The sequence below is a fragment of the Altibacter sp. genome, assembly GCF_019913785.1.
Taxonomy (GTDB): domain Bacteria; phylum Bacteroidota; class Bacteroidia; order Flavobacteriales; family Flavobacteriaceae; genus Altibacter.
This window is the reverse complement of sequence record NZ_JAIOHK010000040.1, coordinates 16614-31135: the sequence shown is the minus strand read 5'-3', so window position 1 is coordinate 31135 and position 14522 is coordinate 16614. Positions and strand designations below refer to the sequence as shown.

At 40.0% G+C, this 14522-nt stretch carries 17 protein-coding genes; 5 read left to right on the top strand and 12 right to left on the bottom strand.

What is annotated here, in order from left to right:
• Positions 1 to 102: 102 nt before the first annotated feature.
• From K8F54_RS06860 to K8F54_RS06835, 6 genes are read right to left on the bottom strand one after another with little or no spacing between them, the layout of a single operon-like run.
• Positions 103 to 1434 carry a DUF58 domain-containing protein gene (locus K8F54_RS06860; protein ID WP_290788853.1) on the bottom strand — a complete coding sequence of 444 codons (1332 nt, stop codon included), beginning with the start codon at positions 1432 to 1434 and terminating at the stop codon, positions 103 to 105.
• The gene (locus K8F54_RS06855; protein WP_290788852.1) at positions 1435 to 2433 is read right to left on the bottom strand and encodes a MoxR family ATPase; all 999 of its coding nucleotides are present in this window, start codon (positions 2431 to 2433) and stop codon (positions 1435 to 1437) included.
• Positions 2420 to 3637: a DUF4350 domain-containing protein gene (locus tag K8F54_RS06850; protein WP_290788851.1), complete on the bottom strand. Its 1218-nt coding sequence runs from the start codon at positions 3635 to 3637 to the stop codon at positions 2420 to 2422. The genes K8F54_RS06855 and K8F54_RS06850 overlap by 14 nt, the downstream gene beginning before the upstream one ends.
• Positions 3630 to 4391, bottom strand: a complete 762-nt coding sequence (locus K8F54_RS06845; RefSeq protein WP_290788849.1) for a DUF4129 domain-containing protein — start codon at positions 4389 to 4391, stop codon at positions 3630 to 3632. The genes K8F54_RS06850 and K8F54_RS06845 overlap by 8 nt, the downstream gene beginning before the upstream one ends.
• 3 nt (positions 4392 to 4394) lie before the next feature.
• The gene (locus K8F54_RS06840; RefSeq protein WP_290788848.1) at positions 4395 to 5264 is read right to left on the bottom strand and encodes a hypothetical protein; all 870 of its coding nucleotides are present in this window, start codon (positions 5262 to 5264) and stop codon (positions 4395 to 4397) included.
• Positions 5242 to 6213: a stage II sporulation protein M gene (locus tag K8F54_RS06835; protein ID WP_290788881.1), complete on the bottom strand. Its 972-nt coding sequence runs from the start codon at positions 6211 to 6213 to the stop codon at positions 5242 to 5244. The genes K8F54_RS06840 and K8F54_RS06835 overlap by 23 nt, the downstream gene beginning before the upstream one ends.
• Positions 6214 to 6250: 37 nt before the next feature.
• Between K8F54_RS06835 and K8F54_RS06830 the strand changes: the two genes are divergently transcribed.
• A complete protein-coding gene (locus K8F54_RS06830) occupies positions 6251 to 6970 on the top strand; it encodes an RDD family protein (protein WP_290788847.1) in 720 nt (239 codons plus the stop codon).
• The gene (locus K8F54_RS06825; protein ID WP_290788846.1) at positions 6967 to 7590 is read left to right on the top strand and encodes a trimeric intracellular cation channel family protein; all 624 of its coding nucleotides are present in this window, start codon (positions 6967 to 6969) and stop codon (positions 7588 to 7590) included. Before K8F54_RS06830 ends, K8F54_RS06825 begins: the two co-directional genes overlap by 4 nt.
• On the opposite strand, the gene K8F54_RS06820 is transcribed toward K8F54_RS06825, so the two are convergent.
• Positions 7577 to 8305, bottom strand: a complete 729-nt coding sequence (locus K8F54_RS06820) for a peptidylprolyl isomerase (RefSeq protein WP_290788845.1) — start codon at positions 8303 to 8305, stop codon at positions 7577 to 7579. The genes K8F54_RS06825 and K8F54_RS06820 overlap by 14 nt on opposite strands.
• 2 nt (positions 8306 to 8307) lie before the next feature.
• Between K8F54_RS06820 and K8F54_RS06815 the strand changes: the two genes are divergently transcribed.
• Both K8F54_RS06815 and K8F54_RS06810 read left to right on the top strand, forming a co-directional pair.
• Positions 8308 to 8949, top strand: coding sequence for a CoA pyrophosphatase (locus tag K8F54_RS06815; protein ID WP_290788844.1), 642 nt, complete (start codon positions 8308 to 8310; stop codon positions 8947 to 8949).
• A gap of 75 nt (positions 8950 to 9024) precedes the next feature.
• A complete protein-coding gene (locus tag K8F54_RS06810) occupies positions 9025 to 9828 on the top strand; it encodes a lysophospholipid acyltransferase family protein (RefSeq protein ID WP_290788842.1) in 804 nt (267 codons plus the stop codon).
• A 21-nt stretch (positions 9829 to 9849) separates the two neighbouring features.
• Here the strand turns inward: K8F54_RS06810 and K8F54_RS06805 are convergent, their stop codons facing one another.
• The gene (locus K8F54_RS06805; RefSeq protein WP_290788841.1) at positions 9850 to 10497 is read right to left on the bottom strand and encodes a hypothetical protein; all 648 of its coding nucleotides are present in this window, start codon (positions 10495 to 10497) and stop codon (positions 9850 to 9852) included.
• Positions 10498 to 10502: 5 nt separating this feature from the next.
• A complete protein-coding gene (locus tag K8F54_RS06800; RefSeq protein WP_290788840.1) occupies positions 10503 to 10997 on the bottom strand; it encodes a sigma-70 family RNA polymerase sigma factor in 495 nt (164 codons plus the stop codon).
• A 125-nt stretch (positions 10998 to 11122) separates the two neighbouring features.
• Between K8F54_RS06800 and K8F54_RS06795 the strand changes: the two genes are divergently transcribed.
• On the top strand, positions 11123 to 12403 hold the full coding sequence (locus tag K8F54_RS06795) for an NAD(P)/FAD-dependent oxidoreductase (protein WP_290788839.1): 1281 nt from the start codon (positions 11123 to 11125) through the stop codon (positions 12401 to 12403).
• Positions 12404 to 12410: 7 nt separating this feature from the next.
• On the opposite strand, the gene K8F54_RS06790 is transcribed toward K8F54_RS06795, so the two are convergent.
• The 3 genes from K8F54_RS06790 to K8F54_RS06780 are packed head-to-tail and all read right to left on the bottom strand — an operon-like array spanning position 12411 to position 14514.
• On the bottom strand, positions 12411 to 12773 hold the full coding sequence (locus tag K8F54_RS06790; RefSeq protein WP_290788838.1) for a hypothetical protein: 363 nt from the start codon (positions 12771 to 12773) through the stop codon (positions 12411 to 12413).
• A 34-nt stretch (positions 12774 to 12807) separates the two neighbouring features.
• Entirely contained in the window at positions 12808 to 13911 is a 1104-nt protein-coding gene (locus tag K8F54_RS06785) for an adenylate/guanylate cyclase domain-containing protein (protein ID WP_290788836.1), read from the bottom strand.
• A 6-nt stretch (positions 13912 to 13917) separates the two neighbouring features.
• Positions 13918 to 14514: a DUF1801 domain-containing protein gene (locus K8F54_RS06780; RefSeq protein ID WP_290788835.1), complete on the bottom strand. Its 597-nt coding sequence runs from the start codon at positions 14512 to 14514 to the stop codon at positions 13918 to 13920.
• Between the last annotated feature and the right edge of the window lie 8 nt (positions 14515 to 14522).

Below are 14522 nucleotides of genomic sequence, written 5' to 3'. Positions count from 1 at the left end.
GTTTGATGAAGTAAAGGTGCCACGTTGAATCCTTATTTCAGAATTAAAACAACCGAACTGTCTTATTTTATAGCTGAATTGTAGAATTTGTAATTTTGAAGACTATAAAAGCCCCTTGGCTTTGATCTCTAAATATTTATTGATGGTATTTACGGTAAGTGCTTCGGGCGGTGTTAAGATGGTTTGTATTCCTCTTTGCTGAAGCTCACGTACCATTACTTTCTTATCAAATTCAAATTGTTGGGCAATGGTCTTGTCGAAGATCTCCGGAATCGTAGTGGCCTCCATTTCGCTTAAGCTCCTCAATTCGGTATTTTCAAAAAAGATCACAACCAATACATGCTTCTTCGCGATGGCCTGTAAATAAGGCATTTGTCGGTGTAAAGATGAAATATGTTCAAAGTTGGTATACAGGAGTAATAAACTTCTATGAGTGATTTTTCGTTTCACCAACGATTGCAATACACCAAAATCCGAATCCAAGAATTTAGTATCTACATTGTACAATACTTCCAGTATGTTGTTGAGGTAGGTTTTTTTAGCAATGGCAGGAAGGTATGAGCCTAATTTATTCGAAAAATCTACCAGTCCAACTTTGTCACCTTTCTTTAACGCTATATTCGAAAAGGCCAATGCACTGTTGATGGCGAAATCGACCAATTTCAAACCGTTAAAAGGCATTTTCATGACACGGCTGGTATCGATGATCGAATACACCGGTTGCATTTTTTCATCCTGATATTGATTCACCATGAGGCCTGCATGCTTCGCAGTCGATTTCCAATTAATGGTCCTTACATCATCTCCAACCACGTATTCCTTTATCTGTTCAAACTCCATGGTATGTCCTATCCGACGTATTTTTTTGAGTCCGATATGCGACAATCTATTGTCAATGGCCAGAAAATCGTATTTCTTCATTTGTATAAACGAAGGATATACCTTGACCATTTGTTCGTTGTTAAAGGTAAACCGCTTCCTAAGGAGACCGATCCGAGAAGAAGCATAGCAATTTAGGTTTCCGAAGACATATTCGCCCCTTTCTACCGGGCGAACGCCGTAGGTGAACGTATTTCTGTTTTTCCCCGGAATCGTTATTTTTCTGAAGAAATCCCGTTTCTGAAACTGCACCGGTAATTCGTCTACAATACCAATACTAATGGTAAAACTGTATTTATTATACAATCGAATAAGCACTTCATTTTCGTCACTATTCGAAAATTTTTCCGGTAAGATACGTGCAGCTTCCAGTCCGAAGGCACTGTAAAGCATACTGAATTCAATCAATAGAGATACTCCTAAGACCAGTACCAAAATCCACACGATGCCGTACAAAGCCGGAATCCAGTACGATACCAAAAACAGTAAGGCAAAGACGGCCAGTACGTAGAAGAACCGGGGTGTTAGGTATAAGGATTTTAGAAGTTTGATCACTTAGCGTGGGATTTCGATGGATTGTGATATCATATCGATTACGGTTTCCGGGGTCATCCCCTCCATTTCACGTTCGGGAGAAAGGATCACTCGATGCCGCAAGACAGGAGCCAATGCCTTTTTAACATCATCAGGTGTAACAAAATCGCGCCCGCTGATAGCGGCGAAGGCCTTTGAAGCGTTCATGATGGCCAATGAGGCCCGGGGGGAACCGCCCAAGTACAAATGCGGGTGGTTACGTGTCTTATCCACAATTTGTGCAATATAGCTGAAGATCTTATCTTCTATGAGAATCTCTTGCACCTGCGCACGGAATTTTCTTAGGTTTTCGGGGCTGAGGATACTTTCTATCTTGTCTAGAGGCGCTTCCGATTTTCGATCGTGGTGTGTTTTTAAGATCATCACTTCGTCCTCCAAAGTTGGATATCCCACCTTGATCTTAAATAAAAAACGGTCTAATTGTGCTTCGGGTAATGCATAGGTTCCTTCTTGTTCAATAGGGTTTTGAGTCGCCAACACCATAAAAGGATATTCCATCGTATAGCGATGCCCATCCATGGTGATTTGACGCTCTTCCATAACTTCAAAAAGAGCAGCCTGTGTTTTAGCAGGTGCGCGGTTTATCTCATCGATCAATATAATATTGGAAAAGATAGGCCCCTTTTTAAACTCAAACTCAGATGTTTTCATATTAAGAATGGAGGTTCCCAATACATCACTCGGCATAAGATCGGGTGTAAATTGTATCCTACTAAAATCGGTCTGTAAGGTCTTGGCAAATAGTTTGGCAGTGATGGTCTTCGCAATTCCGGGAACGCCTTCAATAAGCACATGACCTCTTGACAGCAGACTCACGATAAGTAATTCGATAAAATCATTCTGTCCAATAATGATCTTCCCCAATTGTTCTTTAATACCGGCTACAGCGAGCTTTAAATCGTCTAATGGGATACGATTGTCAAAGTGTAATTCTTCGTTTTGTGCTTCAGGATTTTCCATCTAGTTTCTTTTTATATAAGGTAATTTCTTTATTCAATTGCAAGAGCTCTTCTTGAGAGGTAAATTGTTGATTTTGTACTTTTTCTATAAATGTAAAGAGTTTTTTAGTGTCTTCCACCGTATTGCCACTTCGTGATGCAACGGCATTAAAGAACCTACTATTCATAATTTCGGTGGGGATGCGCAGTCGGGTACGTATAAACTCAAAAAATAAGACAATCTGTTTTTTGGCAATCTCGTGGCTTTCTCGCTTGTCGAGGTACATACCCGAAATGGTTCGGGTGTATTCGAATGTTTTATTGGTCAACGGATTGACAATAGGAATGCTGCGTTGTTTGCGCTTCCCTTCAAATAAAACAAAAAGCACAGTTCCTATCAAAACAAAATAGTAGGCCCATTTTAGGTATTTGTTGTTGAACAAAATGTAAAGCGGAGAAATATTGACGGGTTTTCCCGATTTATAATGAGTATCCCAGTAGATTCTCGTAGCGTTATTTATATAGGACAATACGTTTTCGGTATGGACTGCATTTTTTTCTGAAAGTAAAAAGTAATTCGAAAAAATTTCGGGCTGACTATGAATATAAAATGTACCCTTTCCAACGGGTGCTTTGATGAAATTTACCTTTGGACTCGAAATTTTCACGGTGTCATTATACGCCTGTGAAACACCTAGCACAGTTTGATGTAAGGTGTCAATTTCTTTGAAATAACGGACAATCAAATCCCTTTCTATATGATATGGTGTTTCCGAAGCTAATTTTTTATTAATTAGATTGAGCATTGGTTGAGTTCCTATTCTATTGGGAAGCCAGGCGTTTTGCATTTCCAACTGAAGGGTGTCCAAGAGGTCTCCACTATGATAGGTGGCAGATAAAAATGCGGTATTTCCTTTTTCAACCCATTGATACAAACGCGCTACTTCGGTGCGATCTAATAGCAGTCTGTCATTGATAAAAAGATAGGTTCCAGCTACTGTGGTATCCTTTAATTTTTCGAAGGGGGATTGTAACACCTTCTCCAATGTATCCTGCAATCTATTTTCTAATAACTCGTGAAGCACATAGGTGCCTAAGGGAATTTTATCCTCACTGTAGTAAGAGGGAAACCAATTGATAGGCTGTGGTTTTGTAGCCTCCAAATAGACCAAGGCTGCCACCATAAGCAGCAATCCAAGAAACCCTATTTTTTGTAGTTTAGTCAAGGGCTTCAGGAATTTGGGTTTCTAATCGGTTGAAGGTATTTTGCGCTATTTGGTAGTCGGCTTGTGTCACAGAAAAGCTGCCATACCATATATAATCGTATAGGGTTGTTACTTTTTTAAACTGTTGGTTGATATTTTCTGAAGTGATTTCAGCTATATAATCGCTATTCGTCTTATCAAACTCATATTCAATGATATGTGCATTGCTCAATCGTTTTAGGATCAATAAATACGAATAACGCACTGCTAGGCGATAGTCCTGATTTTCCAAGGCTTTCTGAATTAATTTCTGAATATCCTTGGTTTTTATAATCTCTTCTTCTTCGGTAAAGAACACATCGGGTGCCTCCTGTGATTTTAGAATTTTGGCCCCGGGATTAAGGCGATAAAACAACCAGATGATAAACACAATAATTCCGGCAATGATAAGATAGGGCAGGGCACTCACAATAAAAGACCAAAACGGACTACCGGCATAGTCGGGGAGCAACCAATCCCAAAAGCGGTACCAAAGATCACTAAGCCAACGCTTGAATTTCTCCCACCAGTTATCTTCATCGGGTTCAATTTCGGTATAATCAAAGGCCTCGTCTTTTTTTAATGACTCAATTCGATCCTCGCTGAACTCCATAGGAGAAACCTCACTGTCGGTGTCGTACCGAACGATTTCCTGCCGGGCAACCTCAAGTGAGTCTTGCGCCTTTCCTTCAGAAAAACACAGGACAAGAGTAATTAAAAGAGGGAGTATGGGCATAGGTTATTCCTCACGATCACCAATAGATTCGATTGTTTCTATCGTTCCGGTGAAATTTTTTCGTTCGTTCAAATTATAATAGATCAAGACTGTGGTTATCACCATAATGGCTTGTAGCAAGTATTGCGCAATGATTCCTATTGCACTAAGCGCCATATACACCCAGTCGAACATTTCACTGGGATCGGCCGACATGGTCTCGGCGATGGCGAATCCTTTAATGAAAAAGTAAATGTATTGCGGAATTTGAAAGATCATCAAAATAATATAATACAAGATACCAATCACCAAGAAAGTAGCGAAGGTGATCCACCATTCCCCTTTTATCAAATTAAAACTATAGCTAATACTATCTGTCACATCGCGCTTTTCGAAAATATGTATGGAATAGGTGAGGGCCAATACAACAGCCAAGTATATTCCTGGAATAATGCAAAACACAATTCCAAACCCTATCATGATACCCGCCAAAATACTCAACCCTATTAGGCTCCAAAAGTTTTGTTTCACGCCCGATGTAACTTCTTCCCTTATTATCACCCCATCGTTCTTAATATACGATTTGATAGCATGCAAAACGGTACCATATAACAGTGCGTAATAGGTCATTGCCGAAATCATAAGTAAAAAGATGGAAAGTAGGAAACCACCGGTAAAATCTTCAAAAGAACTTCCAAATCCACTGCCTCCCATACCGCCAAAAACAGTTTGCATATAGAAAACATAGGCTATTACTAATATTACAAGGGCAGGGCCGGCTATTCTAAAAATGAGACCGAATAATTGTTTACCACAGATTCGTAAAAATTTAAAAGTATCGGTTAAGATGGTTCCCAGCTCACGCTGTTGTTTAAACTCTAGCTTTTCGTTCATGTTTCTTTTTTAGTTTTATGGGGTATAGTACATAATAGAATAGAATAAGGTATAGGGATCCACCAATAATAAGTATGGCCAGCCAGTCCGGCATCTCGGTATGTCGTGTTACAAACCCCTCGAGGAATCCTGCAATAATAAAAAACGGGATGGTACTCATCAATATTTTTATTCCATCCTTTGCACCAGGCACAAAGGATTGCAGTCTGGTATAGGTGCCCGGGAATAAAATACTGTTGCCAACTACCAATCCGGCACAGCCCGCCACTATAATCACCGAAATTTCAATAGTACCGTGAATCCATATCGTTCGGGCCGATTCCCAAAGCAAGCCTTGATCGTAAAAAAAGTACTGAAAAGAGCCAAGCATAATGGCATTCCGCATAAGTATAAACAAGGTACCCAAGCTTAAGAATAGCCCAAAGACAAAGGCCAAAAGGGCTACGCGGATGTTGTTGATGGTAATGCCCAGGAACATATTCATTTCGCCCATTTCCTTATAAACAGCCATTGGGTCTCCTTTCTCAATATTGTCAAGGGTCATATTTACATAGCCGTCACCCAGGATAAGTCGCACAAAGTTGCCATCTGTAGCTGCCGAATAGGCACCAATTAGTGAAAATAATGCGAAGGTCACAAAGGCAATGAGTAGTTGTTTGTGGTATTGCGAAAAAAAAAGTGGAAATTCTTGGGTGTAGAATGTAATAAAACGCGAGCGTGACTCCCGTTTCGACTTATAGATCTTTTGATGTGCTAGGACAGAAAGACTGTTTAAATATCGAAGGGTGTTGCTTTTCGGGTAAAAGGTTTGCGCATAGCTTAGGTGATCTGTAATTTCAATATACAGGGCACTCAATTCATCGGGATGAATTTGAACATTATTCCGCAGAACACTTTCAAATCTTAACCATTTATCCTTATTTTGTTTCGCAAAGGCAGCTTCGCGCATCGCATTGTAGTTGTTTAGCCTCAAAGAAACATATTTAATGGATAATTTTCAAATAGAAACCGCTCAAAATGTCAATATAGTTCAAAATGTAGCCGGGGTTGGAGAACGCATCTTGGCCTACCTAATCGATTCGGCGATTATTGTTATTTATGTGATCTTAGTTGTGATATTAGTTTCTTGGTTAGATGTGTCTGATGACGGCTTTATTTTCTTGCTCATTATGACTTTCGGACTCCCGGTGTTTGTATATCATTTACTTTGGGAAACCTTTTGGAACGGTCGAAGTCCGGGTAAAGCTGCAATGAAACTACGCGTTGTGAAACTGGATGGCTCCAAGCCGGCGTTTTCAAATTATTTTATTCGGTGGCTAATTCGCCTTGTGGATGTGAGTGTCACTAGTGGAGCGTTGGCGGTTGTTACCATTTTACTAAACGGAAAAGGACAACGCCTCGGAGATGTAGCAGCTACCACAACCGTGATTACGGAGAAGAAAACGATTCATTTTTCAGAAACGCTGTTGTCTGATATTCCCGAAGATTACAAACCCACCTACCCACAGGTGACCGTATTTACCGATTCCGAAATGCAAACCATCAAAAGTGTGTTTACCCGCGCGAAATTTAATGGCAATCACAATGTTATTTTAAAGCTGTCAAAACGCATTGCAAAAGTGATGGATATTACCGAAGAGGAAACACCTATAGCATTTATCGACAAGGTGATAAAGGATTATAACTATTATACCCAGAACATGTGAGTTTATTTTTAATCATTGATATTTTAGGAACCATTGCGTTCGCAATTTCAGGTGTATTGACTGCCTTGAATAAGAGGATGGATCCGTTTGGCATCTTAATCATCGCCTTTGTCACGGCAGTAGGTGGGGGTACGCTGCGTGATGTATTGATCGCAGCCGATATTACGTGGATGCGCAATCTTACTTTCGTATACGTAATTTTAGGAGCAGCAGTATTCGCGGTGGTCTTCAGAAAGTGGTTGGGATATATCCGTAGGTCCTTATTCTTGTTCGATACCATCGGAATTGCACTGTACACGGTTGTTGGGGTAGAGAAGGGGATCGCTGCCGGTTTCCCACCTATCATTTGTATTGCGCTGGGGACAATGTCGGCCTGCTTTGGAGGTGTAATTCGAGATATATTGTGCAATGAGATACCTATTATTTTCAGAAAGGAAATTTACGCCACAGCCTGTATCTTGGGTGGAATCGCTTATTTTTTATTGCTGAAAACACCGCTGACCGAAGATTTTATTATCATTATTTCAGGCACTATCGTGATAATAGTACGATTACTTGCTGTCTATTTTAATTTGTCACTCCCAACTATTTATTCAAAAAAGGAACTTACCGAAGAATAATCTCTTGGATGTATACATTCTGAAGCGGCCAATCGCCCTCATCGGCAGGAAGGTTTGCAATTTTTTCCACCACATCCATGCCTTTGGTGACTTTCCCGAAAATAGTATAGCTGCCATTGAGGTGTTTGGTTGAGGTTTGCGGACCTAAAAAGATAAAGAATTCGTACGGCATGGATCGATTATCCGGATTTTCACGATACTCCTTAGCGCCACTGATGGTGCCATAGCTATGATTCCTTCCCGGGATAATTTCGGCAGGGAGTAGGTAGGTTTTACCCAATTTATTGCGTTTACGTACGGTAGAAACATCATCGCTATTTCCCCCTTGTATTATAAAGTTCTTCACCACCCTATGGAAAAAAGTACCGTTAAAATAACCGTTTTTCACCAAATAAATAAAATTGGCACGGTGTAAGGGAGTATCGGTAAAGAGTTCGATCTCTAATTCTCCGTGTTGTGTTTGGATTTGCGCTTTGGTCTCCGGGTTATCGGCTCCGTATTCGGTCAAAAAGGCAATCACATTCTCATTGGTAATTTCTTGAATACTGCTTTTTGGGGCTTGCTTTTGCACTGCTTCTGAAGTAATTGGAGTTACCACACTATCTTTTAGTTTTTTTGAAATGGTTTCGGTTTTTACTTCGGAAGCCTTTTTATTATCTTCACAACTTGCAAAAATGCTACAGATAGCTAAGACGATTAGTAACGAAATTCTCATAGATGCAGTTTCAGGAATTTGAAAAACAGATTGTAAAAGTAGCAAATTTAGCACTACCGGGGGAGGCTATACAGCTTCAAATGGCACCTATTGAGCGATTACTCGAGTTGAAGAAGATCGCCAGAGGCCAGGAAAATCCGAGAAAGGCAGGAGTCATGGCACTGTTTTATCCTTCGGCAAGCTTTGAAACACACCTTATTCTAATCCTTCGGAAAACCTATAAGGGCGTGCATTCGGCTCAGGTTGGATTTCCAGGAGGGAAATTAGAATTAGGTGATGCCAATTTAAAAGAAGCGGCACTGCGTGAAACAGAGGAAGAAGTAGGAGTTTCTTCAAAATCCATTTCAGTTTTAAAAGAACTCACCGAAATCTATATTCCACCCAGTAATTTTTTTGTACAACCCTTTTTAGGAATCACACCGTTTACTCCGAGTTTTGTACCTCAATTGGACGAGGTGGAAGCCTTAATTGAGGTACCGCTAATGCATTTTATGGACGATTCGGTCTTAGTTACCAAAACCTTGACAACTTCGTATGCCACCAATATCGAGGTTCCTGCTTTCTTGTTAAATGGACATGTGGTTTGGGGAGCTACAGCAATGATGCTGAGTGAAGTGCGTGAATTATTGAAACAACTGCTATAAAGGGCTATTTTTAGTATCTTTGCATTTCGGCTTTTACTCAAAACAAGCTGTATTTTAAAATTAGGAAAAGATTGTATGGGGCTTTTTAAACGAAATCCTTTTGGACATATATTATTTTTAAAGCGATGGTTAATTCGAATTTTAGGGGCATTGACACATCGCCGCTTTAAAGGGTTTAATACGCTTGAGATTGACGGCAGTGAAATCCTAAAGACCTTGCCTGATAATAATGTACTGTTTGTTTCAAACCATCAGACGTATTTTGCCGATGTAGTTGCAATGTTCCACGTATTCAATGCCAGCCTAAGCGGGCGTGAGGATAGCATTAAGAACATTGGCTATCTGTGGAATCCAAAACTTAATATCTATTTTGTTGCCGCCAAGGAAACCATGCAATCTGGTTTGTTGCCTAAAATCTTAGCCTATGCAGGTTCGATTAGTATTGAGCGGACCTGGCGAGAAAAAGGGCAGGAGGTGAACAAACAGGTAAAGATGAGCGATGTGAGTGCCATTTCAAAGGCATTGAAAGATGGGTGGGTGATTACCTTTCCGCAGGGTACAACCAAGCCTTGGAAACCTATACGCAGAGGGACGGCTCATATAATTAAAAAGAATAAACCCCTTGTAGTACCTATAGTAATTGATGGTTTTAGACGATCCTTCGATAAAAAGGGGATTCGAATTAAAAAACGAGGTATTTTACAGTCCATGGAGATCAAAGCACCTTTGGACATAGATTACGAAAATGACACCATGGAGCAAATTGTCGAAAAACTCGAATATGCCATTGAGCAACACCCTTCCTTCTTAAAGGTGATTCCCGCCGAAGAAATTCAATCGAAAGAAGAATCGCATAAACAACGTCAGTGGAGGTATTAGGGAACCCCCAAATAAATCAAACTACAAGTTAATTTCCTCTAGTTCTTTATAATTTTTCTTTAGACGTTTCAGTAAAATCCCATAGATGAGTCGATAGAAAAGTAGCAATAACCCAATCATAATAACGCCGCCAATTATCTGACTAATAAAGAATACCGATGTAAAGCTCTCGGGCGGTATGGCGCTATACCCTTCATAGTTGTCGATCATTAACTCATACAGTTGCTCTTTTTTTGTATAGTAGAATAGGTTAACTCCAATTAACAATAAGACAGAGGCTCCTACATTATAGATAACAAAGTACTTGACGGTACGTCGGGTTTTTAAAATAGTTTCCATAAGACCTTTGACCGAATCTGTCACTTTAATGGAGAGGTAATTTTTATAAAAAAGGAATATAAATACGGCAAAAACTACATAATTAATAATGTTGATAATGAGGAAGGTGGTCTTGAGGCCAATACCATTGTTAATTTCTTTACTCGATTCGGGCACCAAAAAGGCCAAAAGGGTCCAGAGGATGATTTCACCAATACTTATCAAGAAAATCCATTTGACGATGGATGATGATTTCTTAAGGAGCATTTGGTAAATATCCTTATACGACAACTTGGGGAACTCCTGCTCCCTCGTCTGCCATTGCTTTTTTAATAATTCTAATTCATCCATAGGGATTACGGATTTAATATAGTTCGTAATTTCTCTTTTATTCGATTCATCTTTACGCGGGCGTTTACTTCTGTAATACCCAATGTTTGTGATATTTCTTTGTAATTTTTGTCTTCCAGGTATAAAAACACCAAGGCCTTGTCAATATCGTTTAGATCTTTTACGGCACTGTACATTAATTTCAGCTGTTCCTCGACAGTGTCATCGTAGACCTCTGCCGTTATTTTAAAACTCACCCCTTCAAAATCCTGAGTCTTTATAGACCGTTTCGATTTTCGATACAGCGTAATAGCTGTATTTAAAGCCACTCGGTACATCCAGGTACTAAACTTTGAATCACCCCTAAACTTGGGAAATGCACGCCACAATTGGATAGTTATTTCCTGAAACAAATCATTGTGTGCATCACTATCATTGGTGTACAAACGACAGATTTTGTGTACAATGTTTTGGTTCTCTTCTAGTTGGCTTACAAAACTATGTTCAAGTTCTTTTGTCAAAGGCTTTTAGTTGGTTACTGCATTAGTGTTTAGACCCTCTGGTTTGTTACAAAATTCTTAAAAATTAAAGGAATTCTAGTTGTTTATTCTTGCAAATAGTACCTTTATAATATACAAAATCATTCATGAACATTCCAGAAACCCAACTCCCTCGAATTGTAGTTATTGGTGGGGGTTTTGCAGGTATTTCACTTATTAAGCAGCTTCGGAAGAGCAAACTACAGGTGGTACTTTTCGACAAGCATAACTACCATACATTTCAACCTTTATTGTATCAAGTGTCTACAGCCGGCTTAGAACCCGATTCCATAGCGTATCCACTTCGGAAGATTTTCAGGAAACACACACATTTTCACTTCCGTTTAGCCACTGTGAATTATATCGATACCGAAAAAAAGATAGTCGAGACCTCCATTGGTAATCTGAGGTTTGACTACCTAGTTATTGCTACGGGCACGCGCACTAATTTCTTCGGAAATAAAAATATTGAAGAAAACAGTATGCCTATGAAGACGGTCCCGCAGGCATTGGATATGCGCAGTTTGATTTTGCAAAACATCGAAGCGGCCGATATCACGGATAAGCCGGAAGAACGCAAGCGATTTTTAAATTTCGTGATTGCCGGAGCAGGCCCCACCGGAGTGGAACTGGCGGGTGCCTTGGCTGAATTCAGAAAGGGAATCCTAAAAAATGACTACCCCAATTTGAATGAAGCCGATATGTGTGTACACCTGATTGAAGGAGGTGATCGCGTACTTGGACCTATGAGTGAAGCAGCTTCGAAGAAGGCGCTCAAGGCACTGCAAAAATTAGACGTCAAAGTACATCTAAATACTTTTGTGCAAGATTACGACGGGGCTATCGTAACGACCAAAGATGGGCTGGCATTTCAAACGGCAACCTTTATTTGGGCAGCAGGTGTAACCGGTGCTCCGGTTGAAGGTATCAATGGTGTGAGTTTGATCGCGAGGGCCAATCGGTATCTGGTAGATCAATATAATAGGATTGAGGGACATCCAACTCTATTTGCACTGGGCGATATTGCCTTGATGAAGACAAAATCGTATCCCAATGGACATCCTCAGGTTGCCCAACCGGCCATTCAGCAGGGAAGAAATTTAGGAAAGAATATAAAGCGCATGTTGGCGGGTAAGAAAATGCTTCCTTTTAAGTACTACGACAAGGGAACACTGGCTACTATTGGTAGGAATAAAGCGGTTGCAGATATTTACAAGCTGCATTTGGGTGGTGCCTTTGCGTGGTTTATTTGGATGTTTGTACACCTGTATTTTTTAGTGGGCTTTCGAAACCGGGTAGTTACTTTTTTTAATTGGACCTATAATTATATCAATTACGATCGGGCGGCCCGACTTATTATTCGGCCGTTTAAGGTAAAAATAAAGTAGCATGGAATTATTCTACCTCGACGCGCAAAGGACCTCCGCTGCTCACCCAACTACCACCTACTTCATCGATGTTTATGTCTAGTTCATCACTGGTGTCGATGCTTTTAATGTTAACCTTTACTTCGTCGTAAGTATCTACGCTTTTCAGGTTTACATTTAGCTCGTCGTAGGTATTGATATCGACAATTCGCACGTCCATGGTGTTGCTTTCGTTGATAGGAACCAGCTGGTATTTTGTTGCTTTTTCGGGAACGGTTTTGTTTTCTGAAGCAAGGGCTGAAGGAATAATCTCAAATTCTTTGGCCAAATTAATGGTCAAACAAACTGCAATAATGGTCAGAAGGGTTTTTGTGTAAGTATCGGTTTTCATAAGGATATATTTAAAGTTAACTGAAACAATCTAATCAAATACCATTCCTATTGTATGTGACCAAGGCCATTTTCTTCACTTTACCACGTAATTCTTCCATGCCCACTTCCTCAATCGAAACACCTTCAGGCAGCTCATAGGCTACATCGGCGAATTCCTTAGAAGCTAGAATTTCGACACCCAAGTCATTGCATAGGGCCACAATTCTGGCGGTGGTATTCAGGACATCCCCCGAAAATGCAATTTCCCGTTTAACCTGTCCAATTTCACCCACCATCACCGATCCAAAGTGATATCCTACTTTGAACTTTGGTATCAGGTTGTATTTTTTAAGATAGCGATCCGAGTTCTTTGCGATAAGGGCTTGCATACTGTAAAAACATTGCAAGGCATTTGCGTTTTTAAGACCCCATTTCATCTTCCAGGAAACGACAATTTCGTCACCCACATATTGATATATTTCACCACGGGTTTGAACAATGGCCGGGGCAACATCCTTAAAGAAGTCTTTCAGGAAATTAAAATACTTTTCTTCGCCTAATGTTTCGGCTATACCCGTTGCATTCTTTATATCGGCAAACATAAAGATGCGGCGTTCCTTTTTCGGTTTAAAATACCTTCCCATTAAATAATCAGGGAACACTCCCGGTCCGTATTTATCATTTACCAATGCCAAAATAAGCGTGGACAAAACGATAAAGAGCCAAACGAAATAATTTTTTATAAAAATGGCCTTACCATAAAAAAACGGAAGTTCTTCCATAACATCAGGATGGAACATAGGTAATTCCATATTTTCGCTGTTTATATACAAACTACCAATAGATCCAACAAATATTGCTACAAGGGTATAGACTACAATAATCAGCAATAGCGCCTTCCACATGGCATACTTTCGCAACCAATATTCCATAAGGTTTACCGAAAATACACCGCCAATGAATGACGCACAGACACTTACGAGTAGATAGGCCGTAAAAGAAGAGGTAAAGTCGTAATCGGCGCCGAGCGCATTTTGACTAACCAGCGTAATATAGTCGTAAAAGAAGATAAAATTGGAAATGACGACCCAGGTAATAAATATCCATACGGCACGGCGTACGTAAAACCAAAACCGTCTATCCTTTAAGAATTTCATGAGGCTTTAGCAGTTTTTATATTTATCGTGCAAGCCCTTACCCTCGTAAATCATAGGTTTAATTTTTTCCAATCTCGTAAGTTTGGTCTTCTCTTGTTTGGCTTCTTCAATATATCCCGCATATTCGCGTTGTTTACCGGGTGTTAACGTATTGAAGGCATTTTTTAATTTTGAATCCTCCTGAAATGCTTTTTTCAGATATGGTGGAATATGAACCCCCTGCTTGCGTTCGGGTTTGATTTCTTTTCCGGCCAAACAGTTTTCAATGGATTCTTGTAGGTACTGAGCCACTATCTTCGGTTCGATCACATCGTCTTCTTCAAATCGCCACTGTCGCAAAGCTCTGGTAACACCTTCCTGAGCATTGACCAGTTTTTTATGCTCATCTTTTAAAAATACTCCTTGGTGAAACCACAGGGCATAGTGATTTTTAAAGGCGGCCATTCCGGCTACCAACTTTCCATTGAGTGTATAGGTAGGCGAACCCCACTTCACCTCTTCTTTCAATGCTGTCGATTGAAAAACTTCTCGGAGTTGAGCAAGTTGTTTACTCCATTTACTGTGCTTGGATATGTATTTCGTTACTTTTTCAGAATCGCTCATTCCGTTTT